The 18,532-nt window shown below is 57.5% G+C and carries 21 protein-coding genes; 9 read left to right on the top strand and 12 right to left on the bottom strand.

The features are described 5' to 3' along the window. Nucleotides 1-2: 2 nt before the first annotated feature. From xylB to U8U68_RS13875, 8 genes are all read right to left on the bottom strand, one after another. Nucleotides 3-1,526, bottom strand: coding sequence for a xylulokinase (gene xylB / locus U8U68_RS13910; RefSeq protein WP_322201786.1), 1,524 nt, complete (start codon nt 1,524-1,526; stop codon nt 3-5). A 28-nt stretch (nt 1,527-1,554) separates the two neighbouring features. Next, on the bottom strand, nt 1,555-2,031 hold the full coding sequence (gene folK, locus U8U68_RS13905; protein WP_322201784.1) for a 2-amino-4-hydroxy-6-hydroxymethyldihydropteridine diphosphokinase: 477 nt from the start codon (nt 2,029-2,031) through the stop codon (nt 1,555-1,557). Further along, nucleotides 2,016-2,411, bottom strand: a complete 396-nt coding sequence (folB, locus tag U8U68_RS13900) for a dihydroneopterin aldolase (protein ID WP_322201782.1) — start codon at nt 2,409-2,411, stop codon at nt 2,016-2,018. The genes folK and folB overlap by 16 nt, the downstream gene beginning before the upstream one ends. Nucleotides 2,412-2,516: 105 nt before the next feature. Then, nucleotides 2,517-3,353 (bottom strand): dihydropteroate synthase, encoded by an 837-nt coding sequence (gene folP, locus U8U68_RS13895; RefSeq protein WP_322201780.1) that lies wholly within the window; start codon nt 3,351-3,353, stop codon nt 2,517-2,519. Between the two features lie 87 nt (nt 3,354-3,440). Beyond that, on the bottom strand, nt 3,441-3,998 hold the full coding sequence (gene folE / locus U8U68_RS13890; protein WP_322201778.1) for a GTP cyclohydrolase I FolE: 558 nt from the start codon (nt 3,996-3,998) through the stop codon (nt 3,441-3,443). Continuing rightward, on the bottom strand, nt 3,899-4,702 hold the full coding sequence (locus U8U68_RS13885) for a ComF family protein (RefSeq protein ID WP_322201776.1): 804 nt from the start codon (nt 4,700-4,702) through the stop codon (nt 3,899-3,901). The genes folE and U8U68_RS13885 overlap by 100 nt, the downstream gene beginning before the upstream one ends. Beyond that, nucleotides 4,699-6,207, bottom strand: a complete 1,509-nt coding sequence (locus U8U68_RS13880; protein ID WP_322201774.1) for a UDP-glucose--hexose-1-phosphate uridylyltransferase — start codon at nt 6,205-6,207, stop codon at nt 4,699-4,701. Before U8U68_RS13880 ends, U8U68_RS13885 begins: the two co-directional genes overlap by 4 nt. Before the next feature lie 172 nt (nt 6,208-6,379). Then, nucleotides 6,380-6,559, bottom strand: a complete 180-nt coding sequence (locus U8U68_RS13875) for an Arc family DNA-binding protein (protein WP_322201772.1) — start codon at nt 6,557-6,559, stop codon at nt 6,380-6,382. Nucleotides 6,560-6,690: 131 nt separating this feature from the next. Between U8U68_RS13875 and U8U68_RS13870 the strand changes: the two genes are divergently transcribed. Beyond that, nucleotides 6,691-7,014 (top strand): hypothetical protein, encoded by a 324-nt coding sequence (locus U8U68_RS13870; protein WP_322201868.1) that lies wholly within the window; start codon nt 6,691-6,693, stop codon nt 7,012-7,014. A 61-nt stretch (nt 7,015-7,075) separates the two neighbouring features. On the opposite strand, the gene U8U68_RS13865 is transcribed toward U8U68_RS13870, so the two are convergent. Next, nucleotides 7,076-7,492, bottom strand: a complete 417-nt coding sequence (locus tag U8U68_RS13865) for a hypothetical protein (RefSeq protein ID WP_322201770.1) — start codon at nt 7,490-7,492, stop codon at nt 7,076-7,078. Nucleotides 7,493-7,886: 394 nt separating this feature from the next. Between U8U68_RS13865 and U8U68_RS13860 the strand changes: the two genes are divergently transcribed. From U8U68_RS13860 to rsmI, 7 genes are all read left to right on the top strand, one after another. Further along, nucleotides 7,887-8,087, top strand: a complete 201-nt coding sequence (locus U8U68_RS13860; RefSeq protein ID WP_322201768.1) for a hypothetical protein — start codon at nt 7,887-7,889, stop codon at nt 8,085-8,087. Nucleotides 8,088-8,270: 183 nt separating this feature from the next. Further along, nucleotides 8,271-8,594 carry a cyclic-di-AMP receptor gene (locus U8U68_RS13855; RefSeq protein WP_120426120.1) on the top strand — a complete coding sequence of 108 codons (324 nt, stop codon included), beginning with the start codon at nt 8,271-8,273 and terminating at the stop codon, nt 8,592-8,594. Between the two features lie 9 nt (nt 8,595-8,603). After that, nucleotides 8,604-9,578, top strand: a complete 975-nt coding sequence (locus tag U8U68_RS13850) for a DNA polymerase III subunit (protein ID WP_322201765.1) — start codon at nt 8,604-8,606, stop codon at nt 9,576-9,578. 151 nt (nt 9,579-9,729) lie between these two features. Then, complete coding sequence (locus tag U8U68_RS13845) at nt 9,730-10,593, top strand: PSP1 domain-containing protein (protein WP_322201763.1); 864 nt, start codon at nt 9,730-9,732, stop codon at nt 10,591-10,593. Nucleotides 10,594-10,709: 116 nt separating this feature from the next. Next, on the top strand, nt 10,710-10,880 hold the full coding sequence (gene fdxA / locus U8U68_RS13840; protein ID WP_120426123.1) for a 4Fe-4S ferredoxin: 171 nt from the start codon (nt 10,710-10,712) through the stop codon (nt 10,878-10,880). A gap of 142 nt (nt 10,881-11,022) precedes the next feature. Then, nucleotides 11,023-11,763 carry a tRNA1(Val) (adenine(37)-N6)-methyltransferase gene (locus U8U68_RS13835; RefSeq protein ID WP_322201760.1) on the top strand — a complete coding sequence of 247 codons (741 nt, stop codon included), beginning with the start codon at nt 11,023-11,025 and terminating at the stop codon, nt 11,761-11,763. Then, complete coding sequence (gene rsmI, locus U8U68_RS13830; protein WP_322201758.1) at nt 11,756-12,595, top strand: 16S rRNA (cytidine(1402)-2'-O)-methyltransferase; 840 nt, start codon at nt 11,756-11,758, stop codon at nt 12,593-12,595. Before U8U68_RS13835 ends, rsmI begins: the two co-directional genes overlap by 8 nt. 83 nt (nt 12,596-12,678) lie before the next feature. Here rsmI and U8U68_RS13825 read toward each other — a convergent pair whose 3' ends face one another. Continuing rightward, nucleotides 12,679-13,461, bottom strand: a complete 783-nt coding sequence (locus tag U8U68_RS13825) for a phosphorylase family protein (RefSeq protein WP_322201756.1) — start codon at nt 13,459-13,461, stop codon at nt 12,679-12,681. Between the two features lie 226 nt (nt 13,462-13,687). Here U8U68_RS13825 and U8U68_RS13820 point away from each other — a divergent pair, with 226 nt between their 5' ends. Beyond that, a complete protein-coding gene (locus tag U8U68_RS13820) occupies nt 13,688-14,041 on the top strand; it encodes a hypothetical protein (RefSeq protein WP_322201866.1) in 354 nt (117 codons plus the stop codon). Nucleotides 14,042-14,336: 295 nt separating this feature from the next. On the opposite strand, the gene U8U68_RS13815 is transcribed toward U8U68_RS13820, so the two are convergent. After that, complete coding sequence (locus U8U68_RS13815) at nt 14,337-17,738, bottom strand: hypothetical protein (RefSeq protein WP_322201754.1); 3,402 nt, start codon at nt 17,736-17,738, stop codon at nt 14,337-14,339. Next, nucleotides 17,735-18,295: an RNA polymerase sigma factor gene (locus U8U68_RS13810; protein ID WP_322201752.1), complete on the bottom strand. Its 561-nt coding sequence runs from the start codon at nt 18,293-18,295 to the stop codon at nt 17,735-17,737. Before U8U68_RS13810 ends, U8U68_RS13815 begins: the two co-directional genes overlap by 4 nt. Nucleotides 18,296-18,532: the final 237 nt, after the last annotated feature.

The following is an 18,532-nucleotide window of genomic DNA, read 5'->3' as shown; positions in this document are numbered from 1 at the left end:
GCTTATATCTCCAGTCGGGCCAGCTGCTGGTAGTTTTCCTTCAGTGCTGGATAAATGCTGGTGTAGACCTGGTAAAGCCTTTCGTATTTCTCCACATTCTCCCTAACAGGGGCCTGAGGCGGATTCAGCTTAATCAGCTGGGCACAGGCTTCTTGCACCGAGGGGTACAGCCCCGCGCCCACGCCCGCTAAAATCGCCGCGCCCAGGGCCGGGCCCTCTTTAGACTGAACCGTTTGTACCGGGCAGTTGTACACATCGGCCAGCATCTGCCGCCACAGGGGGGAGGTCCCGCCGCCGCCACAGGCCAGCATCGTTCCTGCGGTAACTCCCATGCCCCGCAGTACCTCCATGCTGTCCCGCTGGGAATAGGCCACACCCTCCATTACGGCCCGCAGCAGGTCCCGGCGCTGGTGCATCGCGGAAAGTCCAAAGAATACCCCACGGCAATCTGGGTCTAGGTGGGGGGTCCGCTCACCCATTAGGTAGGGCAGATAGAAGAGTTTATTACACCCCACTGGCGAAAGAGCGGCCTGCTTGTCCATCACCACATAGGGGTCCACCCCCAGGCCCTGGGCAGCGGTCATCTCCGGAGAGCAGAAGTTGTCCCGGAACCACTTTAAGGAGAGGCCGGCCCCCTGGGTGACGCCCATCACGTGCCAGGCCCCGGGCACCGCACAGCAGAAGGTATGCACCCGGCCCTGGGGGTCGATGGAAAGTTGGTCTGTGTGGGCAAACACCACCCCCGAGGTGCCAATGGTGGTAAACGCTTTGCCATCCACCACCACGCCAGTACCCACCGCCGCAGCCGCATTGTCTCCCGCGCCGCCCACCACTGGGGTGCCTGGGCGCAGGCCGGTAGTCTTGGCGGCCTCGTTGGTAACCTCGCCGGTGATCTCTGGGGACTCGTACACTTTGGCCAGCAGGGCTGGGTCCAGGTCCAGCTTGTCCAGCACTTCTTGGCTCCAGCAGCGGCCCGGCACATCCAAAAGCTGCATACCGGAGGCATCGGAGACCTCGGTGGCAAACTCTCCTGTCAACATATAGCGCACATAGTCCTTTGGCAGCAGGATGTGGGCGCATTGGGCGTAAATTTCCGGCTGGTTCTCCCGCACCCACAGCAGCTTTGAGGCGGTAAAGCCCGTCAGGGCGGGGTTTGCGGTGATCTCAATAAGCCGCTCCCGCCCCACCCGCTGGGTGATTTCCTCACACTGTTTACCGCTGCGCTGGTCGCACCAGATGATAGAGGGGCGCAGCACCCGGCCCTCTTTATCCAGCATCACCAGGCCGTGCATCTGGCCGGAAAGGCCCACGGCCTTTACATCTTTGGGGTCCACTTTTGAGATCACCTGAGAGAGGGTTCCGGCAGCGGCCTGCCACCAGTCCTCCGGATTCTGCTCGGCCCAGCCGTTCTGGGGCTGATACATGGGGTACTCTATGGTGGCACTGGCCACCACGCTGCCCTCCCGGTCAAATAAAACAGTCTTGGTGCCGCTGGTGCCCAGATCAATGCCAATAATGTATTCCATACCTTTACGTCCTTTCTTATGGGGAAAATTATTTATACAACCGTACCCCAGACTTGTCCACAGCCTCATACGCCCCGGAAAAGTCCAGGCCTAGGGCTGTGTGCAGGGGGAACAAGTCCGAAAGGGGCACCATTACAAAGGCCCGCTGCAAAATACCTGGATGGGGCACCGTCAGCTTTTCGGCAGTGCTGGTAAAGCCCTGGGCCAAAAGCAGGTCGATGTCCAGGGTCCTGGCCCCATGGTACTCGGAGCGCACCCGGCCCAGCTTAGTCTCAATCTCCAGGCAGCGGTCCAGCAGCTGCTCTGGGTCCAGGCTGGTCTCTAGCAGCATGCAACAGTTTAAATAGTCCTGTTGGGGCGAGCCTACGTCAAAGGGCTCTGTCTCATAAATATTAGAGAGGGCCAACACCTGGGTGCCCGGCAGCTTCTCTAAAAGACTCATGGCTCCGGCCAGGTTTTCCTCCCTGTCTCCCAGGTTCGAGCCTAATCCTAGCACGGCCTGCATGGCAGCGGCCTCCTTTCCTGCGGCCGGGCGGATTCCACCTCTACGGCCACATAGTCGAACTTGGCGTTCATGGGCGCCTGGGGTTTCTTCAGCAGCACCGTCACTTTCTCTACCTGGGGAAAACCCGCCAGTACCGCCTCGCAGACCACCTGAGCCGCCCGCTCGATCAGATCATATTTTTGCTGTGTAAAAGCTCTCTGTACCGTTTTGCGCACAGCGGCATAATTCACCGTATCCTCCAGGCGGTCCGAGCGCCGGGCTCGGGCCAGGTCGGTCCACAGAGTAATATCCAGTATAAAGGTCTGCCCGTCGGTTTTCTCCTCTGGGTTTACCCCGTGGTAGGCAAAAATTTCCAGGCCCTTTATCATGATCTTGTCCATGCCCATTTCTCCTCTCTTTGCAAGACTACGCCCGCAAACCAACAGGCCTTACCCAATCTACCGCTTCGCGGCAGAAGCCAGCGGCCCAACCCAAGATCAATGCTCCTAGGTGGGGGGCAAGGCGCAGCGCCCCTGTAAAGCGTCGGCCATGCGGGCGGCCTGCACGGCCTCCTTCACATCGTGGACCCGCACCAAGTCCGCGCCTCCTAAGATTGCCGCTGTATGTGCCGCCAACGTGGCGGGCAGGCGCTCCTCAAAAGGCGGGTTGCCGCAGGGCGCGCCGGTCACCCGCTTTCGGGAGGCGGCCATCAGGTAGGCCACTCCAGGAATTCGGGTGGCTCCCACGTTGGCAATCAGCCGCAGGTTGTCCTCCAGGGTCTTACCAAAGCCAATGCCCGGGTCCAGACAAACTCTTTCCTGGGAAATCCCCAGTCTATGGGCCGCGTTTAGGCGCTCCTCAAAAAAGGCCCGCACCTCCCCTAAAATATCACCCTCCAGGGCCCCCCGGGGGTGCATCACCACGCAGCCACAGCCCGAGCCCGCCACTGCCCGAAGCATCTCGTCCCCAAAGCCGCTCACGTCATTAATCACGTCCGCCCCGGCCTCTAGAGCCCACTGTGCCACCTGGGGATAGAAGGTATCCACCGAGACCAGGGGCCCGGCCATGTCTTTTAGCCTGGGCAGCACATCCTTGATGCGCGCCCACTCCTCTGCTGGAGAAACGCACGTATACCCCGGCCGGGTGGACTGTCCGCCCACGTCGATAATGTCCACCCCTTCCTGGACCATTTCCCAGGCCCGGGCCAAGGCATGCTCTGGGTCCAGAAAACGGCCTCCATCTGAGAAGGAGTCGGGCGTAACGTTTAAAATTCCCATAACATAGGTTCTGGTTAGGGGAAGGACGCGGGCTTTCGCTTGAAAGCGGTTTGTGTTTTCTGCCATAGAAGGACTCCTTTTCTGGGTATCTTTTGTGGGATGGTCTTGAAAATGTAGACTATTACGCAGACCAGGCGCGGCCGTCCCTTCCTCTTACTTTAGCAGCGCCATAACCTCCGCCCGGGTTTTTGCGTCTGTCTGCATACAGCCCCGCAGCGCCGAGGTCCGGGTGGTCGCTCCCGCTGCCCGGGCCCCACGCATGGTCATGCACAAATGCTCTGCCTCGATGAACACCGCTGCCCCCAGGGGCTGCATGTTCTGGTATAAAAAGTCCGCGATCTGTCCGGTTAGCCGCTCCTGCACCTGGGGCCTGCGGGCAAAGCAGTCCACAATCCTAGCGAACTTGGAAAGACCAATGATCCTGCCATTCTTAGGGATATAGGCAATATGCGCCCTACCGATAAAGGGCAGCAGGTGGTGCTCGCATACTGAGTACAGGGGGATGTCCCGGACTATCACCAGCTCGCCGTGCTTGCTCTCCTCATGAAAAATTTTCAGGTGCTCTCTGGGATCGCTGTAAAGACCAGAGAATATCTCTTTATACATCCTAGCTACCCTTTCCGGGGTCTCCGCCAGCCCCTCCCGGTTTGGGTCCTCTCCCACAGCCTCCAGGATGTCCCGGACTGCCCGCTTGATTTTTTCCTGATCCAACGCTTTTCACCTCGGTCCATATTTTTTTCCGGCCTATCCGCGTCTGCCGCGCACAGGGCGCACACCTGGGCCGCCCCGGCCTCATACAGAGCTCGAGCGCAGTCTGCCAGGGTATTCCCAGTAGTCACAATGTCGTCCACCAGCAGCACAGCCTTGCCCGCCAGGGGTGGCGCGCCCTTTCTCACGCCATAGGCCCCGCGCACATTTCCTGCCCTTTCTTCCGCGTTCAGCTCATGCTGGACCTTGGTTTTCCGCCGCTTTTTTAAGGCCGGAACCACCGGCAAATTCAAGGCCATCCCTACGGTCCTGGCCAAAAGCTGGCTCTGGTTATAGCCCCGAATCCAGCGGGCCCTTCTGGCCATGGGCACATAGGTCACTAGGTCAAAAGAGCCGGGCAGAGTTCTCGCCGCTCCAGCCATAAACCACCCTATGGGTTTGGCGTAGGCGCTGATGCCTTGAAACTTATACTCTAAAACCGTCTTTCTATAGACGCTCTTGTAATAATACGGCGAAGCCACTGGCAGCTTTCTGCCGCCGCTTATGTTCAGAAGCCGGGTGACAGGCTTTTTCCCCACGCCCTGGCACAGGGGGCAGAACAGCTCGCCCGCGCCCACTGCCTTTCCGCACAACAGGCAGCCCAGGGGAGCCGCCAAACTTAGTACACGCTCCAGCAAAGTCACGGGCATCCGCTCGGGCAGTTTCATCGGACTCCTTCGCAAAAACGCCGGAAAGCCTGGCGGCCTGCCTCATCATCCTTAAAGACCCCGGCATTGCCCAAAATTTTACCAAAGATCTCGCCAATGCTCTCCCGTATAGCCTGGCTGATCTCCTCAGCCGGGATATTGCGGGCCCTCAGTTCTTGGTACCAGGGCTGGTGCTTCTTCATTTCCGGGCGGGCCATAATCGTCTCCGCCTGGGCCGGGTCAGCCAGGGCCTGGCCTAAAAGGGCGGTTTCTGTTAGCAGCCGGGGGGGCAGGATCGCCAGTCCCATCACTTCAATAAGGCCGATATTTTCCTTCTTAATATGATGGTATTCTGCGTGGGGATGGAACAGGCCCAGGGGATGCTCTTCTGTGGTACGGTTGTTGCGCAGCACCAGATCCAGCTCATAGTCCTCTCCCCGGCGGCGGGCAATGGGGGTAATGGTATTGTGGGGCGTGTCCCCAGAAAAAGCCAGCACCCCTGCCGCTTTATCAGAATAACCCCGCCAGGCAGCGAGGACCTTTTCCGCAAGCTCTACTAATAGGGCTTTATTTCCGCTTCGCAGGCGGAGTACAGACATGGGCCAGTTTACCATGCCCGCCTGGACCTCTGGGCAGCTGGAAAAGCGGACCTCTTCCCGCACCGGGGCCTTGGCCATGGGAAACTCATACCGTCCCCCCTGGAAGTGGTCATGGGTCAGGATAGATCCTCCCACAATCGGCAAGTCTGCGTTTGAACCAATAAAATAGTGGGGCAGAAGGGAGACGAATTCCAGCAGGCGCCAGAAGCTGTCCTTGCTCACCTTCATGGGCCTGTGCTCTTCGCTGAGCACAATACAGTGTTCGTTATAATACACATAAGGAGAGTACTGTAAAAACCACTTTTCTCCGCAAAGCTCCAGAGGGATCAGCCGGTGGTTCCCTCGGGGCGCCTGGTTGGCGCTGCCCAGGTAGCCCTCGTTCTCCCGGCAGAGGGCGCAGGCCGGGTAGCCGGACTTGGGGGCATTTTTCGCCGCGGCAATGGCTTTCGGATCTTTTTCGGGCTTTGACAGGTTAATGGTAATCACCAGATCCCCATAGGGCGTGGGGGCGGTCCACATGCGGTCTTTTTCCACCCGGTCCACCCGGATATAGTTGGTAGCGCGGCTCAAATCATAATAATAGTCTGTGGCCGCCTGGGGGCTCTGCTGATAAAGCCCACGGAATCTGCCAATGATCTCCGAGGGACGAGGGGTTAGGCAGGCCATAAGCTCGGTATCAAATTGATCCCGGGCATCCTGGGTGTCCGGGTCAATCATTCCCTGGGACACAGCCCATTGACAAAGATTTTCCAGGGGTTCCACAGGGTAGGGCAGGGCCTCCTCTACAGAAACCGGGGTAAACTCCCGGGCTTTTAGACAGACCAAGAGGCGGTTGGCCGCGTAGGCCCGGTCATCGGGAGTGATCAAGCTTTTCTGTATGGCATAGTGGAGCAAGCGGCTGATTTCCAGATTCAGGTCAATGTTCATATTGGTCCCTCCTTATGAAGCCATTTTACTACAAAAGGGGGGAGAGGTCAAGTAGCGGCAAAGGCCAGTCTCCAAAGCAAAAAGCCCGGCCCATATGTACAAGAGCCAGGCTGGGCCAGCACAGCAGCCCTATCTACATAAAACCCTAAAAACAGACAAATGATACAAGGCCCTACTCTTCCCCAGAAGGAATCGGCCCGTTTTCCTTTTCATAGGCAGCCACTCGCTTTTTCAGGTACTGCTCGATCTCTCGGTTGGCGGAACGGCCATTGGATTCTGCTATGTATTTAAATTTTTGGAACATGGAACGGTCTACCCGTAAGGTATAGCGTAAAATTTTTTCCTCCATCATGCCATCTCTTTTACGTCATATTTGAGTTTTTTTGACTTAATTATAGTGAAAAATTTGCCAAAAACCCGAAAATAGTGGTATTATGACATAATAGTGACGTATATTTTTTGAGGGGGCATATGGTTTTGAAAGTGGCTGTTGTTGGTTCTAGAGGCCTGCAAATACCAGATCTGGAAATCTATCTGCCTCAGGGTACCAGTGAAATTGTTTCCGGCGGCGCAAAAGGTGTGGATATTTGCGCCCGTGAATACGCGCTGTCTCACAATCTAAAGCTCACAGAGTTCCTGCCTGAATACCAGCGTTACGGACGTTTTGCGCCCCTAAAACGCAATCTTCAAATTATCCAATATGCGGATCAAGTACTGGCTTTTTGGGATGGCGCTTCCCAGGGGACAAAGTTTATCATTGAGAACTGTCCGCGTTACCACCGGCCGGTCACGGTGTTCCATTTTTAAGGCAATACCGCACAATTCCAGTGGAAAACAAAGCGGGGGAGGCAAAAGCTCCCCCGCTTCTCTATTTAATTGTCCCGCGCGCTATAATTTCGCCCGCGCCGCCAGAGGGTTGGGCGGCTTCGCTCCCCGGGCCAACGAGCAGGGCCGCTGTACACCCCATCACGTCCCGTATGGTAAACCGGCTGCTAAGCGCCGCTCCCCAGGCATAGCCCCGGTTTCCCAGCAAAGTGGGAAGTTCCGCCGCCAAAACCCCTTCGCCCTCGCTCTCGCTATAAATACACAGCTTAAACAGGCCCTTTGGGTTCCCTTCGTTTTGTGGCAGGCCCCAAAACTCCGCCGCGGCCACCACCCCCGCTGTGGTCTGGTACAGCTTTAGGGTGCCCACCAGCCGGGAATTCTCTTGCCCCCGCATGGCCGCCCAAGCGTTGGGCCGGCGGGCCAGGCGCTGGGCAAAGGCGGGAGTAAAACTATTGATCAATATGGTCACCAGCTTTCGGAGGATTTACAGTTATATATATGCGGGGCGCCCAGGGTATAGCACCTATCTTTTCGGTAAATTAGGGCTTGTTTGAAACATCGAAAACACCGTCATTTTGCCCAGAAGGGGTCCTCTTCTGCGTCGAAAATCCTCGTAATACGCAAGGATTCCTTGCGGTTTTTTCCTTAAAGCTGGCCGCTTCTGGGCAAAAATCCGTCATTTCCTCTATTTTCAAACAAGCCCTAGACTGGAAACCCCTGTTGTAAAAACTTGGCAAACCTGTGAAACCATGGATACGATTCCTTGTACCAAAACCTGTTCCGATAGGCTTTGCGTAATGTTCTCCTGCCCCGGCATACTACTCCCAAAATCATTTCTTAGGAGGTCCTTTAAGATGCCAAACCCAAAGCGCAAAATCGACTACCGCGAACACCAGGAGCCCTCTCAGGAATTTTTTCCTGATATTTCCAACGTAGCCTCTGTGAACGAATGTACGGGCCTGATGTATAAGTCCCCTAAAGACCCGGAAGAATGGGAGAGCTACCAGCAGCTGTCTTCTATGGCCATTCCCCGTAAAAAGCCAGAGGGACGGTAGAAGCCCGCACAAAGTCTTTCCCCGGGGCGCTCCTTTTTGCGGAGCGCCCCTTCCTATTTGCCAGTCTTCTGGAAATACCGCAAAAAACGCTGGCTTTTCTTCTGGTTTTATGCTACAATAGTACCAGAAGGCCGGCCTTTGGCCGTAGGGCCTAGACTTCCTGAGAAAGGACGATTCCCTATTATGAAACTGATTCTTGCCATAGTGAGCAACGACGACAGCGGAGCCGTGTCCTCCGCGCTGACCCGCGAGGGCTTCTCTGTAACCAAACTGGCCACCACCGGCGGCTTTCTTATGGCCGGCAACACTACCTTTATTTCCGGCGTAGAGGACGGCAAGGTGGACGAGGTCATTGGGATTATCTCAAAATACAGCAGCCGCCGCACCCAGATCGTACCCCACTCCTCTACCATGGAGGTGGGCATGTACTCTTCCTTCCCAGTAGAGGTCACTGTGGGCGGTTCCACCATCTTTGTGCTAAACGTGGACCGCTTTGAAAAGGTATAAGAAGAGCTTATGAATTTCTCCAGCTTTGCGGGCAATGATGGTGTTAAGCAGGCCTTAAGCGCCGCTTTTTCGGCAGGACGTTTTCCCCATGCGGTGATTTTACAGGGAGAGCCTGGCACCGGGAAACGCACCCTGGCCGCTCTACTGGGCAAAGCTTTGGTCTGCCGCAACAGGGACCAGGCTCCCTGCGGCGTGTGCCCCAGCTGCGTACGGGCGGCGGCGGGCAGCCACCCGGATCTGCGGGTAGTAGAGGGCAGCGGTGTTTCCAAAGCCCTAAATGTGGACACCATACGGGCTGTTTTAGAGGACGCCTATCGGATGCCCGATGAGTCGCCTTATAATGTATACATCCTTAACATGGGGACTCGTACCCTGGACGCTGCCCAGAACAAGCTGCTAAAACTGATTGAAGAGCCCCCCCAGGGCGCGGTTTTTATTTTGATCTGCCCTAGCGCGGACTCCGTGCTGCCCACTATCCGTTCCCGGGCGCAGATCTTCACCCTTTTGCCTCTAGAGGAAGCTGAAGCCGCCCAGTGGCTGGAACGAGAAAAGCAGGTGGACTCTTCCCGGGCCCAGGAGCTGGCCCGCCTGTGCGGGGGAAATCTGGGCAGGATGCTGGAGGAGCTGGAAAACGGTGGGGCCCGCCGGGCTTTTGAAGTGGCTGTGGGCATGGTGGATGGGATGCTCTCTCCTGGGGGGCATGTCCTGCTAAAAACCGCCGCGCCGCTGCAAAAGGACCGGGCCCTATTCCGGGATGTACTAGCCCGGCTGGCACTGATCTTTCGGGACGCCTGTGTGCTGCGAAGCGGCGGAGAGACCCTGCTGGGCGGCGCGCCCCAGGCTGCGGACCGCCTATGCGCTTTGCCCATGAAGCGCCTGGCCCATCTGCCCACCCTGGCGGACCAGTACCGGGAGAAACTGGAACGCAATGCCAACGGCTCTCTACTTGTCACCTGCCTGTGCGCTGACCTGCTCTCTGGTTAAGGCCGCGAGACCTAGGGACCGTATCACACAAAAACGGCCTGGAACCACGATGCGTCCTGCCCAGGATCCGGCGCCGCAAAACCCGCATCATTCAAAGAACCAGAACAATGGATGTGCCAGCTCTATTTTTAAATCCCATAGGAGATGAACCATGGCAGAAGTAATTGGCGTACGATTTAAAAGCACCGGCAAGGTCTACTATTTCGACCCCGGCGAAGAAAAACTTTCCAAGGGCGACATGGCGATTGTGGAGACCGCCCGAGGTGTGGAGTGCGGCGAGGTGGCCATGGAAAACCGCCAGGTGCGGGACTCCTCTATTGTGCAGCCTCTGCGGCGGCTGATTCGCCGGGCCACTTCCGAAGACCTGCACCGGGTGGAAGAGAACCATAAAAAAGAGAAATCCGCCTTTAAAGCTTGTGAAAAGCGCATTGCCGCCCGGGGCCTGGAGATGAAGCTGGTAGAGGTAGAGTATACGTTTGATAACAGCAAAATCCTTTTCTACTTCACCGCCGACGGCCGGGTGGATTTCCGGGAGCTGGTGAAAGACCTGGCTGGAATGTTCCGTACCCGCATAGAGTTGCGGCAGATTGGCGTGCGGGACGAGGCTAAAATGCTGGGGGGCATTGGCATATGCGGCCGGCCCTTTTGCTGTGGTTCCTTTTTAGGTGGATTCCAGCCAGTCTCCATTAAAATGGCTAAAGAGCAGGGACTTTCCCTAAACCCGGTGAAGATTTCCGGAGCCTGCGGACGGCTGATGTGCTGCCTAAAATATGAGCAGGAGGCCTACCAGGACCTGCTGAAAACCACGCCCAAGGTAAACGCCATTGTTTCTACCCCAGATGGCAAGGGCGTGGTCATTGACCAAAACCTTTTGACCCATAAGCTTACGGTCCGTCTGGATAAGGACCCCGACGCCGCGCCTAAAGTATACACTGTGGACCAGGTAAAGCTGCTGCGGGACGGCCGGGTAAAAGTGGAAAAGCAAGAGCTGGAACAGCTGAAGGACTTGGAGTAGTCCAAAGTTTTCTTTATAAAGAATTATTCCCCACCGGCAAAAATAAGCCGGAAAACTGTTGCATTTTCCGAAAAATATGTTAAAATAGGCTTATAAAAACCATGGAGGTGTTTCTTATGCCATATACCATTAACGATGAGTGCATTGCCTGCGGCGCCTGCGCCGGCGAGTGCCCTGCCGACGCTATCTCTGAGGGCGACGGCAAGTACGTAATCGATCCTGACAAGTGCCTGGACTGCGGCGCTTGCGCTGGTGTTTGCCCTGTGGGTGCGCCCCAGGAGGGCTAAGCCAAACGGCAAAGAGAAAGAAGCGGAGCCTGGCTGTAGCGGGTTCCGCTTTTTCTGTTGCGCAAAGGGTTCTAAAAAAAGATAGAACCCCGCGGAACGCAGGGTTGCCCTATTTTTCACTATGAGAGAAGGGAGGCGCGCTATGCCTACTCACTGGGAGCCTTTAGGCCGGGACCTGCGGGTCTTGGTCAACGAGACCCACCGCTTTAATACCGACACGCTGCTTTTGGCCGATTTCTCCCTGCCCCGTCCCGGCTGGCGCTGCGCCGACCTGGGCACTGGCTGCGGGGTAATCCCCCTCTTGTGGTGTGCTAGAGGCCGTCCAGCCAGCGTTCTGGCAGTGGAACTGCAACCAGAAGCCGTGCGGCTGGCAGAGGACTCCGCAAGCGAAAACAGCCTTGCTGAAATTATCACAGTCCAGCAGGGGGATTTGCGAAATTATAAAAACTGTCTACCCCATCAGGCCCTGGACCTGGCCGCCTGCAATCCGCCCTATTTTTCCCCTGGCAGCGGTCTGATTCCCCAGGAGGCCGAGCGTGGCCTGGCCCGCCACGGCGGGACCCTCTCACTGGCAGAATTGGCCCAGGCTGCCCGTTATTCCCTAAAAACCGGGGGACGGATCTGCCTTTGTCTACCTGCCCGCCGCTTGGCCGAAGCGGTGGTGGTTCTCCACCAACATGAACTGGAGCCAAAACGCCTGCGGCTGGTACAGGCCCGCCCAGAGAAGGCCCCTTATCTATTCCTAATGGAATGCCGCCGGGGCGGCGGGCCCGGGCTGGAAGTAGAAACTCCGCTGGTGCTTGAGACAGAAGCAGGGGATCTTTCTGCCGAAATGGTCCGTATCTATGGAGATTACTTAGAAGGAGGCGGCGCAAATGCTTGAAAAAGGCGCGCTTTATGTTGTGGGTACTCCCATTGGAAACCTGGGAGACTTCTCTCCCCGGGCGAGGGAGACCCTAGCTCAGGCGGATTTTATTGCCGCTGAGGACACCCGGGTTACTAGGGCTTTATTGAACCATTTTGGCCTGCGCAAACCCCTGCTTAGCTATTTTGAGCACAACAAGCTCAGCCGGGGCGAGACCATCCTGGCCCGGCTTCGAGCAGGAGATACCTGCGCCCTTGTATCTGACGCAGGAATGCCCGCTGTTTCTGACCCGGGCGAGAGCCTGGTCAGCGCCTGCGCCCAGGAGGACATCCCTGTCTATGTGGTGCCGGGCCCTACCGCCGCCATTTCAGCCTTGGCGGTCAGCGGCCTGCCTACCGGGCGCTTTACCTTCGAGGGTTTTCTCTCTATGAATAAGCACAGCCGCCGGGAACACCTGTCCCAAATCAGCGGGGAAACCAGGACCATGATCTTCTACGAGGCCCCCCACAAACTGCGCCGCACCCTGGGGGACCTGGAAAAGCTCTTTGGGCCACAGCGGAAAATTGCCGTGGTTCGGGAGCTGACCAAGCTCCATGAGGAGGTGTGGCGCACCACCCTGGGAGAGGCCGCCGCCCATTACCGGGAGCAGGAGCCCCGGGGGGAGTTTGTACTGGTAGTGGCCGGGGGAGAGGTCCCGGTGCCAGCGGAGGCCTGTTCCCTGGAGGACGCGGTGGGGCTGGCCAGGGAATATCTGCAGCAGGGCTGCTCTGCCAGCCAGGCGGCCCGGCAGGCCGCCCAGGAGAGCGGGCAGAGGAAGTCGGAGATATACCGGGCGCTGACGGAGGGATAGGGGCCTCTGGGATATAAGGACGCGGTCTCAGCAGGCGGCTTTCCCCGCCCCTAGACCGCGTCCCACTGTCAAATTTCAGGGGTTTATTTCAGCGCCAGCTCTACACAGCCGGTTAAAAAGCGCTCCTGCTTCCGCTTATACAGGGCGTAGTCCTCTCCGCCCCAGCGCCACCGGGGGCCCTCCGGGGTTAGGGGGTGCTTGTCCGAGGCCATAAAGAGCACGGTGCTTTTCAGCCCGTAGTATTCGCAGACGTTCACAATGGCGGAGGCTTCCATATCGACCCCCACATACCCCTGGGCCCGCCACTGGGCCTCCTTATAGAAAGTCTGCCTGTACACCGCGTCGGTGGTGACAGTGTTTTCCCCTTTTATTTCCTGCCCCAGGGCCTCCGCCGCCTGCTCCCGGGTCCAAATCCCCCTGGGCACGGCGATCTCCCGGCGGGCGAAATAGTGCCGGGAGGCCCCCTCTTCACTAAGGATTTTCTCCGGCATCAGCAGGTCGCCCACCTGCACCTGTTGGCCAAAGGCCCCGCACAGGCCCACCACCAGCATCTCCTCTACACCCATGGCGTGAAGGGTTTCTGTTACAGAGGCTGCCTGGGGCGCACCCCGGCCACCATCCACAAAGCAGACATCCCCATAGCCAGGAACTACCAGCACCGGCGTAGGGGTGATGAACCCCGGCAGCTCCTCCAGAAGGACCTCTGCCCCAAAGCGCTCCCGCAAAAGGGGCAGGCCCCGGCTTAGGCAGAACAACACGGCCCGGCGGGGCAGGCCAGGGACTTTGCCATCGGGGAACTTGCCGCTGATATGTTCCTCTGGGGTAAATACAGGGCGGGAGTGGTCATCCTCAAAAATCCATTGCATAGTACTGCCTCCTTATGATGAATAATGGAGCTAAATTTTACCACGCAGGGGGCATACTGTCAAGAGACTGGAACCACGGGGGACGTGAAGAGCTTATGAGGACATTTTAGAGTCTCATCCTTAAACGCTACATTTTGGGACAGGGCCGGGCCACAGAGCTTCTCCAAGCGCTTTCAAGGGAGATTCTTAAGGAAAAACAGATTTGTAAAACAACGCCAGCCTCAGCCTGACCGAAAAAGTATCGGTCCACATCAACTCCTCCACCCTGGCCGCTATCGATATGCTGGTGAACAATGGCTACTACTCTAACCGCAGTGACTTTATCAACCAGGCCCTGCGGGAGACCTTGCAATGCAATGAGCCAAACATTGCCCGCTGTACCCACGGGGCCAGTGGTTCTTGGGCGTCCTGGTCCTTATGCCCCAGGACGGGGCTGGCCTCCTCGGCCGGGGCCAAGTGGTCACCATCAGCGGTTACGGTGTGCTTTGCATCAGCAGGAGGTAGCGCCGGACCAGCTGTTTATTCAAGGTCCGGGGCCGGGTGCTCTGTGACGAGTCCATCAAGGAGAAGTATAGACTGAAATGACCGGTCCTACTTTCTCCATACCCCATGGAGGAAAACATGGTGCGCTCCAAAGTTCATAAGGCGGACGCTGTCTAATCCTTTGGACAAGGGCCTTGGAGCTTTAAGTCTCGTCTATCGACTCGGTCAGGGCAGAACGGACTTGGCTTCGCCAGGTAACCGGCAATCTTCCCCGCCCCTGGGCCGCGTTCTATTTGTCTAACCATGAAAATTATAGGAAAAGCCGCGTGGCTCTCATGGGCCGCGCGGCTTTTCGCTTTATCTTATGCTTCTATGGGCGTGATGGTCTGGCCTTAGTCCCCATACGGCTGGGAATCTCCATCTACCCGCCGCCAGCGGCCATTTACTTTCTTAATCTGAATGCCCTGCACATATGTCTGTCTCCACCCTTCTTGTTCAAGAACGTCATCCAATCCGCCATGAATGTCATCCCACCAGCCTTCATAACTCTTTCCTTCCTCAATCTTAAAGAGGAACTTGGCGTTGAATATCAACTCGTCCCTATTCTTCGACACCTCTTGGATGCTCAGCTCCTCACAGCGCCAATCTTCAAAACCAATTCCCTGTACCCCGTACCTCTGGGCCATCCACTCCGCCGCCGTCTCCTTCACGGCTTGGGCCCACTGGGCCGGGACCCCGTGCAGGTCTGGAAATGCCGCATATACGCTGTTGTCCACCTCCACTGCTGGTTCACCGGCGGAAAGAGCCCGCAGGGTCAAGAGGAAGCTCCAGATGCTGTCCAGGTCCGCGCCCTCTGCCTGCCGGCACACGCAGCCCTCGCCCAGCCAAGTGAAGCTCAGCAGCTGGTCTGGGTAGTTCTCCCGGTAGCGCTCCAGTTCCTCCCGGGTGACGGTGGCCACGTCCCCCACAAACCGGGCCCGCAGCTGGTTGTTCTGGGTCAGGCCGGTATCTGGGTCTGGATTGTCCGGGTCGGGCACATAGCTGTTGATGCTGCTTACCCAGCCCAGGGGCGCGGTGGCGCAGGTGTAGCCGTTCAGCTCTAGTGCCTTGGCCCACATGTCCTGGCGCTCCTCCTCTGTGGCGGTCTTTTTCAGCTGGGAGAAAAATTCCCACAGGTCCTCCGCCGTCACGTCGCTCCGATAGCGGAACTGCACCACCACGGCGTGGTCCCAGGTGAAGAAGAAGCTGTCGCCGCCCGCTCTCTGAAGGTATTCCTCCACACCGGCCTTGGTCATGGTGCGCAGGTCCCCCGCCGTGCCCTCCGTGGGGATAGCATAATAGCTCGCTTGCATCCCATAGACCGGGCTGTCCTCGCTGTCCTGCCAGCCCAGGGCGTTCAGGGCATTGCCCCATAGTTCATCGATTTCCGCGGTCTGCCCACAGATCCAGGCGATTTGCATCTCGTTGACAAATTTATAAAACTCCGCCGCTGTGGGCACGACGGGGAAGGACATCTCCACATAGTAGCTGTCCCACTCGTAGACAAACTTGTGGGTCCCGCCGTCCGCTGTACTCTCCACCTGCTCCATCTCTTGGACAATCCGCTCCGTGTCCTCCCGGGTCAGGGCCTTTAGGGGGCCGGAAGAACGGCTGGCAAAGTCCGCGATCACTTCGTCCCAGCCCTCCAGGCTGCCCAGGGCCGGGTGGGCCCGGTCGATGAGGGTCATGCCGCCAACCAGCCCGCCGGGCTCGTAGACGGTCGTCAGGCGCAGGGGCTGGCCTCCCGCCGCTTCCAGGGTAAGGTCGTACAACTTCCCGCTCATGGTTACCCCGTCCATCTCCACCGGGCCGTCCTGGATGTAGGCGTTGTGGAAGGCCTCCGGGTACTGGGAAAGGTCGCTGTACACCTCCACCTGGCTGGGCTCGGGGGTGGCTACCGCCGAGCTGGCTGGCTCCGCCGGGTCCGCGGGCTTTGCCGCATCCTGGGGATACTTGGCGGCCTTTAGGCTTTGCAGCAGGTCCCAAATCTGATCGGCACCGGCCTCCGGGTCCAGCTGCGCCATGATATAATGGCCGTCCCAAGTGAACATCAGGTTATAGTCGTTGGGCACTTTCTCCTGATTCCAGTTTTCGGCCAGGGCCTCTTTGGTCAGAGTATTTAGGTCTCCCGCATACTCCCTGGCAAACCACTCCTGGTAGGCATCGCTGGTAAAATCCGTCAGCACAGACCAGCTCTGCACCAGCTTGCCCTGGTCCATCCAGTCGTATTCGCAGTTCAACTCTACCACCTGGCCGGAACGAATCGTCAGTTCCGGTTCACCTATCTTGTCTGTGTACTGGGTGTTGCCCGGGGGGTAATAGCCCTCAAAAATATCGGGGTCCTCATACTGGTCCAGGCGCACAACTTCCAGCTGGCCCCTGGTCTCCCGCATTTGCTCCAGGAAGGGCCAAAGGTTCTCCGCGTTGGCGCAGTCGTCCAGGGTAGCCACCACGTACAGGCCCTTCCAGGTGAACACCAGCTTATTATTTACCATTGCGTGGTGCCTGCGCAGTGTGTCCTCCAGCACCTCCGGGGTCACGTCCACGTCCAGGTCGCCCATAGAGTACATGGCGTCAATGGGGTCAATGCCCTGGCGGGCGTCCAGGTCCCGGCGGTACACGGCCCAGCCCGCGATGGGCTTCTGGTAGTCATCGTAGTACCCTATTTCAATGGATGCCGGTTCGCCGTTATAAGTGACCGCAGTCATAGGGCGGGTAATAGAAACCCATTCCGCCTCTGCACTGCCAGGACAGAACTCTTTAAACGCCCATGCGTCATCGTCTGGGCCATCCTCGGCCGTAATTTCAACATCGCCTGCCATCAGCCCGCCTGCTGTGGCCTGTGCCAAGTACACGTCGGCCTGCTCCTCTGCAAACCGCCCATAGTCCACCGGGTGCAGCCAGAACCAGTCCAGCACCTCAATGAGCTCTTCACAGGAGATATTGTGGCTACCATACAGCTGGTACCAGCCATCCTGGCGCTGGTAGGTCAGGCACTTCTCGTTGCCCTCGCCCCCCACTACTGTGATCTTCACGCCGTCCCGCTCTACCACAGTCTTGTTGGCCATTTGGGCTTGGTACTTCTCCCCCTGGTAGTCCTCAAAGGGCTGGGGCGCGGTGCGCAGGATGATATTATCCGAGAAGTAGCTGCCCACTCCATCTCCTAGGGCGGTGCGCTGCCAGCGGATGGTTAGGGCCTTCACCGCGCCGGATTCGTCGTCATAGTCCGCGCCAATGGTCAGCCACTGGTCCCTAGGCCGCAGGGGCAGTACCTGCTGGCTTTCCAGCAGAAGCCGCTGGCCGCCAAAGAATGCCTCTACCAGAACATCCTTTTCTGTAACATCTGCCATCATATTATGGAGAAACTCCCAGTCTCCATCGTCCGTGTTGTGTTGAAAGTAGGTTTCGGCGGGAATGTGCTCTGTGGTATAAGAGCCACTGCTGGCCGACGGGGTTACCCGGTTGCCGCTGCGGGCCATGTACTGTATCACCTGGCTAGCGACTAGGATACCACACAGCACCACCACTCCCAGGCTGACCGCCAGCCAGCGGCCCCAGGGGCGGCCGGTGGAGACCAGCTCGATCATTACCTGGTCCTCTTCCTTATGGTTTCCTTTTTCAACTTTGGGCAGCAGGCCCAGCAGCCTTGCGCCCTTGCTCCTTTTCGTTTCTTTCTCAGGGGGTTCTCCGGCTGCGGACTGTATTAGATCAACATCGATATTTGCCATAATCTCCAGCATCTCCTTTCCGTTCATAGGTCATATCCCTCCTTTTTTAAATATTCTCGCAGGCTGTCCCGGCATCGGAACAGGGTGACCTTCACCTTGCTTTTTCCCACCCCGCAGCGCCCGGCTATTTCGGCGATAGAATCTAAATACCAGTACCGTCGCAGAAACATGTAGCGTTTTTCCGGTTCCAGGGTGCGCAACCATGCGCTGACTGTCTGGCTAAGCAATACACTGTCCACTTGTCCCTGGGTATCGCCAGGGGCAGGAATGCACTGTTCCATTTCCTTGGTGAGCTCCATCAGAGGAGTCCGGCGCTTTTTAGCGTCGCGGCGGCGGCACATGTCCAGGGCCAGGTGCCGGGTAATCTTTGCCAAAAAAGGGAACAGGTACTGGCGGGGCTCGTGGGGAGGGATGGAGCCCCAAGCCTGCAAATAAGTATCGTTCTCGCACTCCTCGGCGGCGGGCATGTCCGCCAGCAGACTATTTGCCAAGCCCCTCAGCTGCGCTCCGTATTTGTTCGCCGTGTAAGAGAGCGCGGTCTCGTCGCGGCTGATAAATAGCTCCACTATTTTTTCATCTTCCATGCTCTTCACTCCATTTCGAGGGCCCTCAACCTAATAAGCGTAAAAAATGGCGGTTGGTTACAGCTTATTTCAGATTTCTATTCTAATTATAGCGGATACGGCTTATTATGCAAATTACAATATATAGTTAACTTCCACTCAGCGGCGAAAAAGGCCGGCTGAGAATCTAAAATTTAAGAGGGTTGAAATCATGAACAAAAGCAAGTTTCTGAAGAAATCACTTGCGATGCTTCTGGC

The sequence above is a fragment of the Acutalibacter intestini genome, from assembly GCF_034334985.1.
In the GTDB taxonomy this organism is placed as follows: Bacteria; Bacillota; Clostridia; order Oscillospirales; family Acutalibacteraceae; genus Acutalibacter; species Acutalibacter intestini.
Note: the sequence above shows the minus strand (reverse complement) of the source record. Positions and strands in the feature narration are given on the sequence as shown.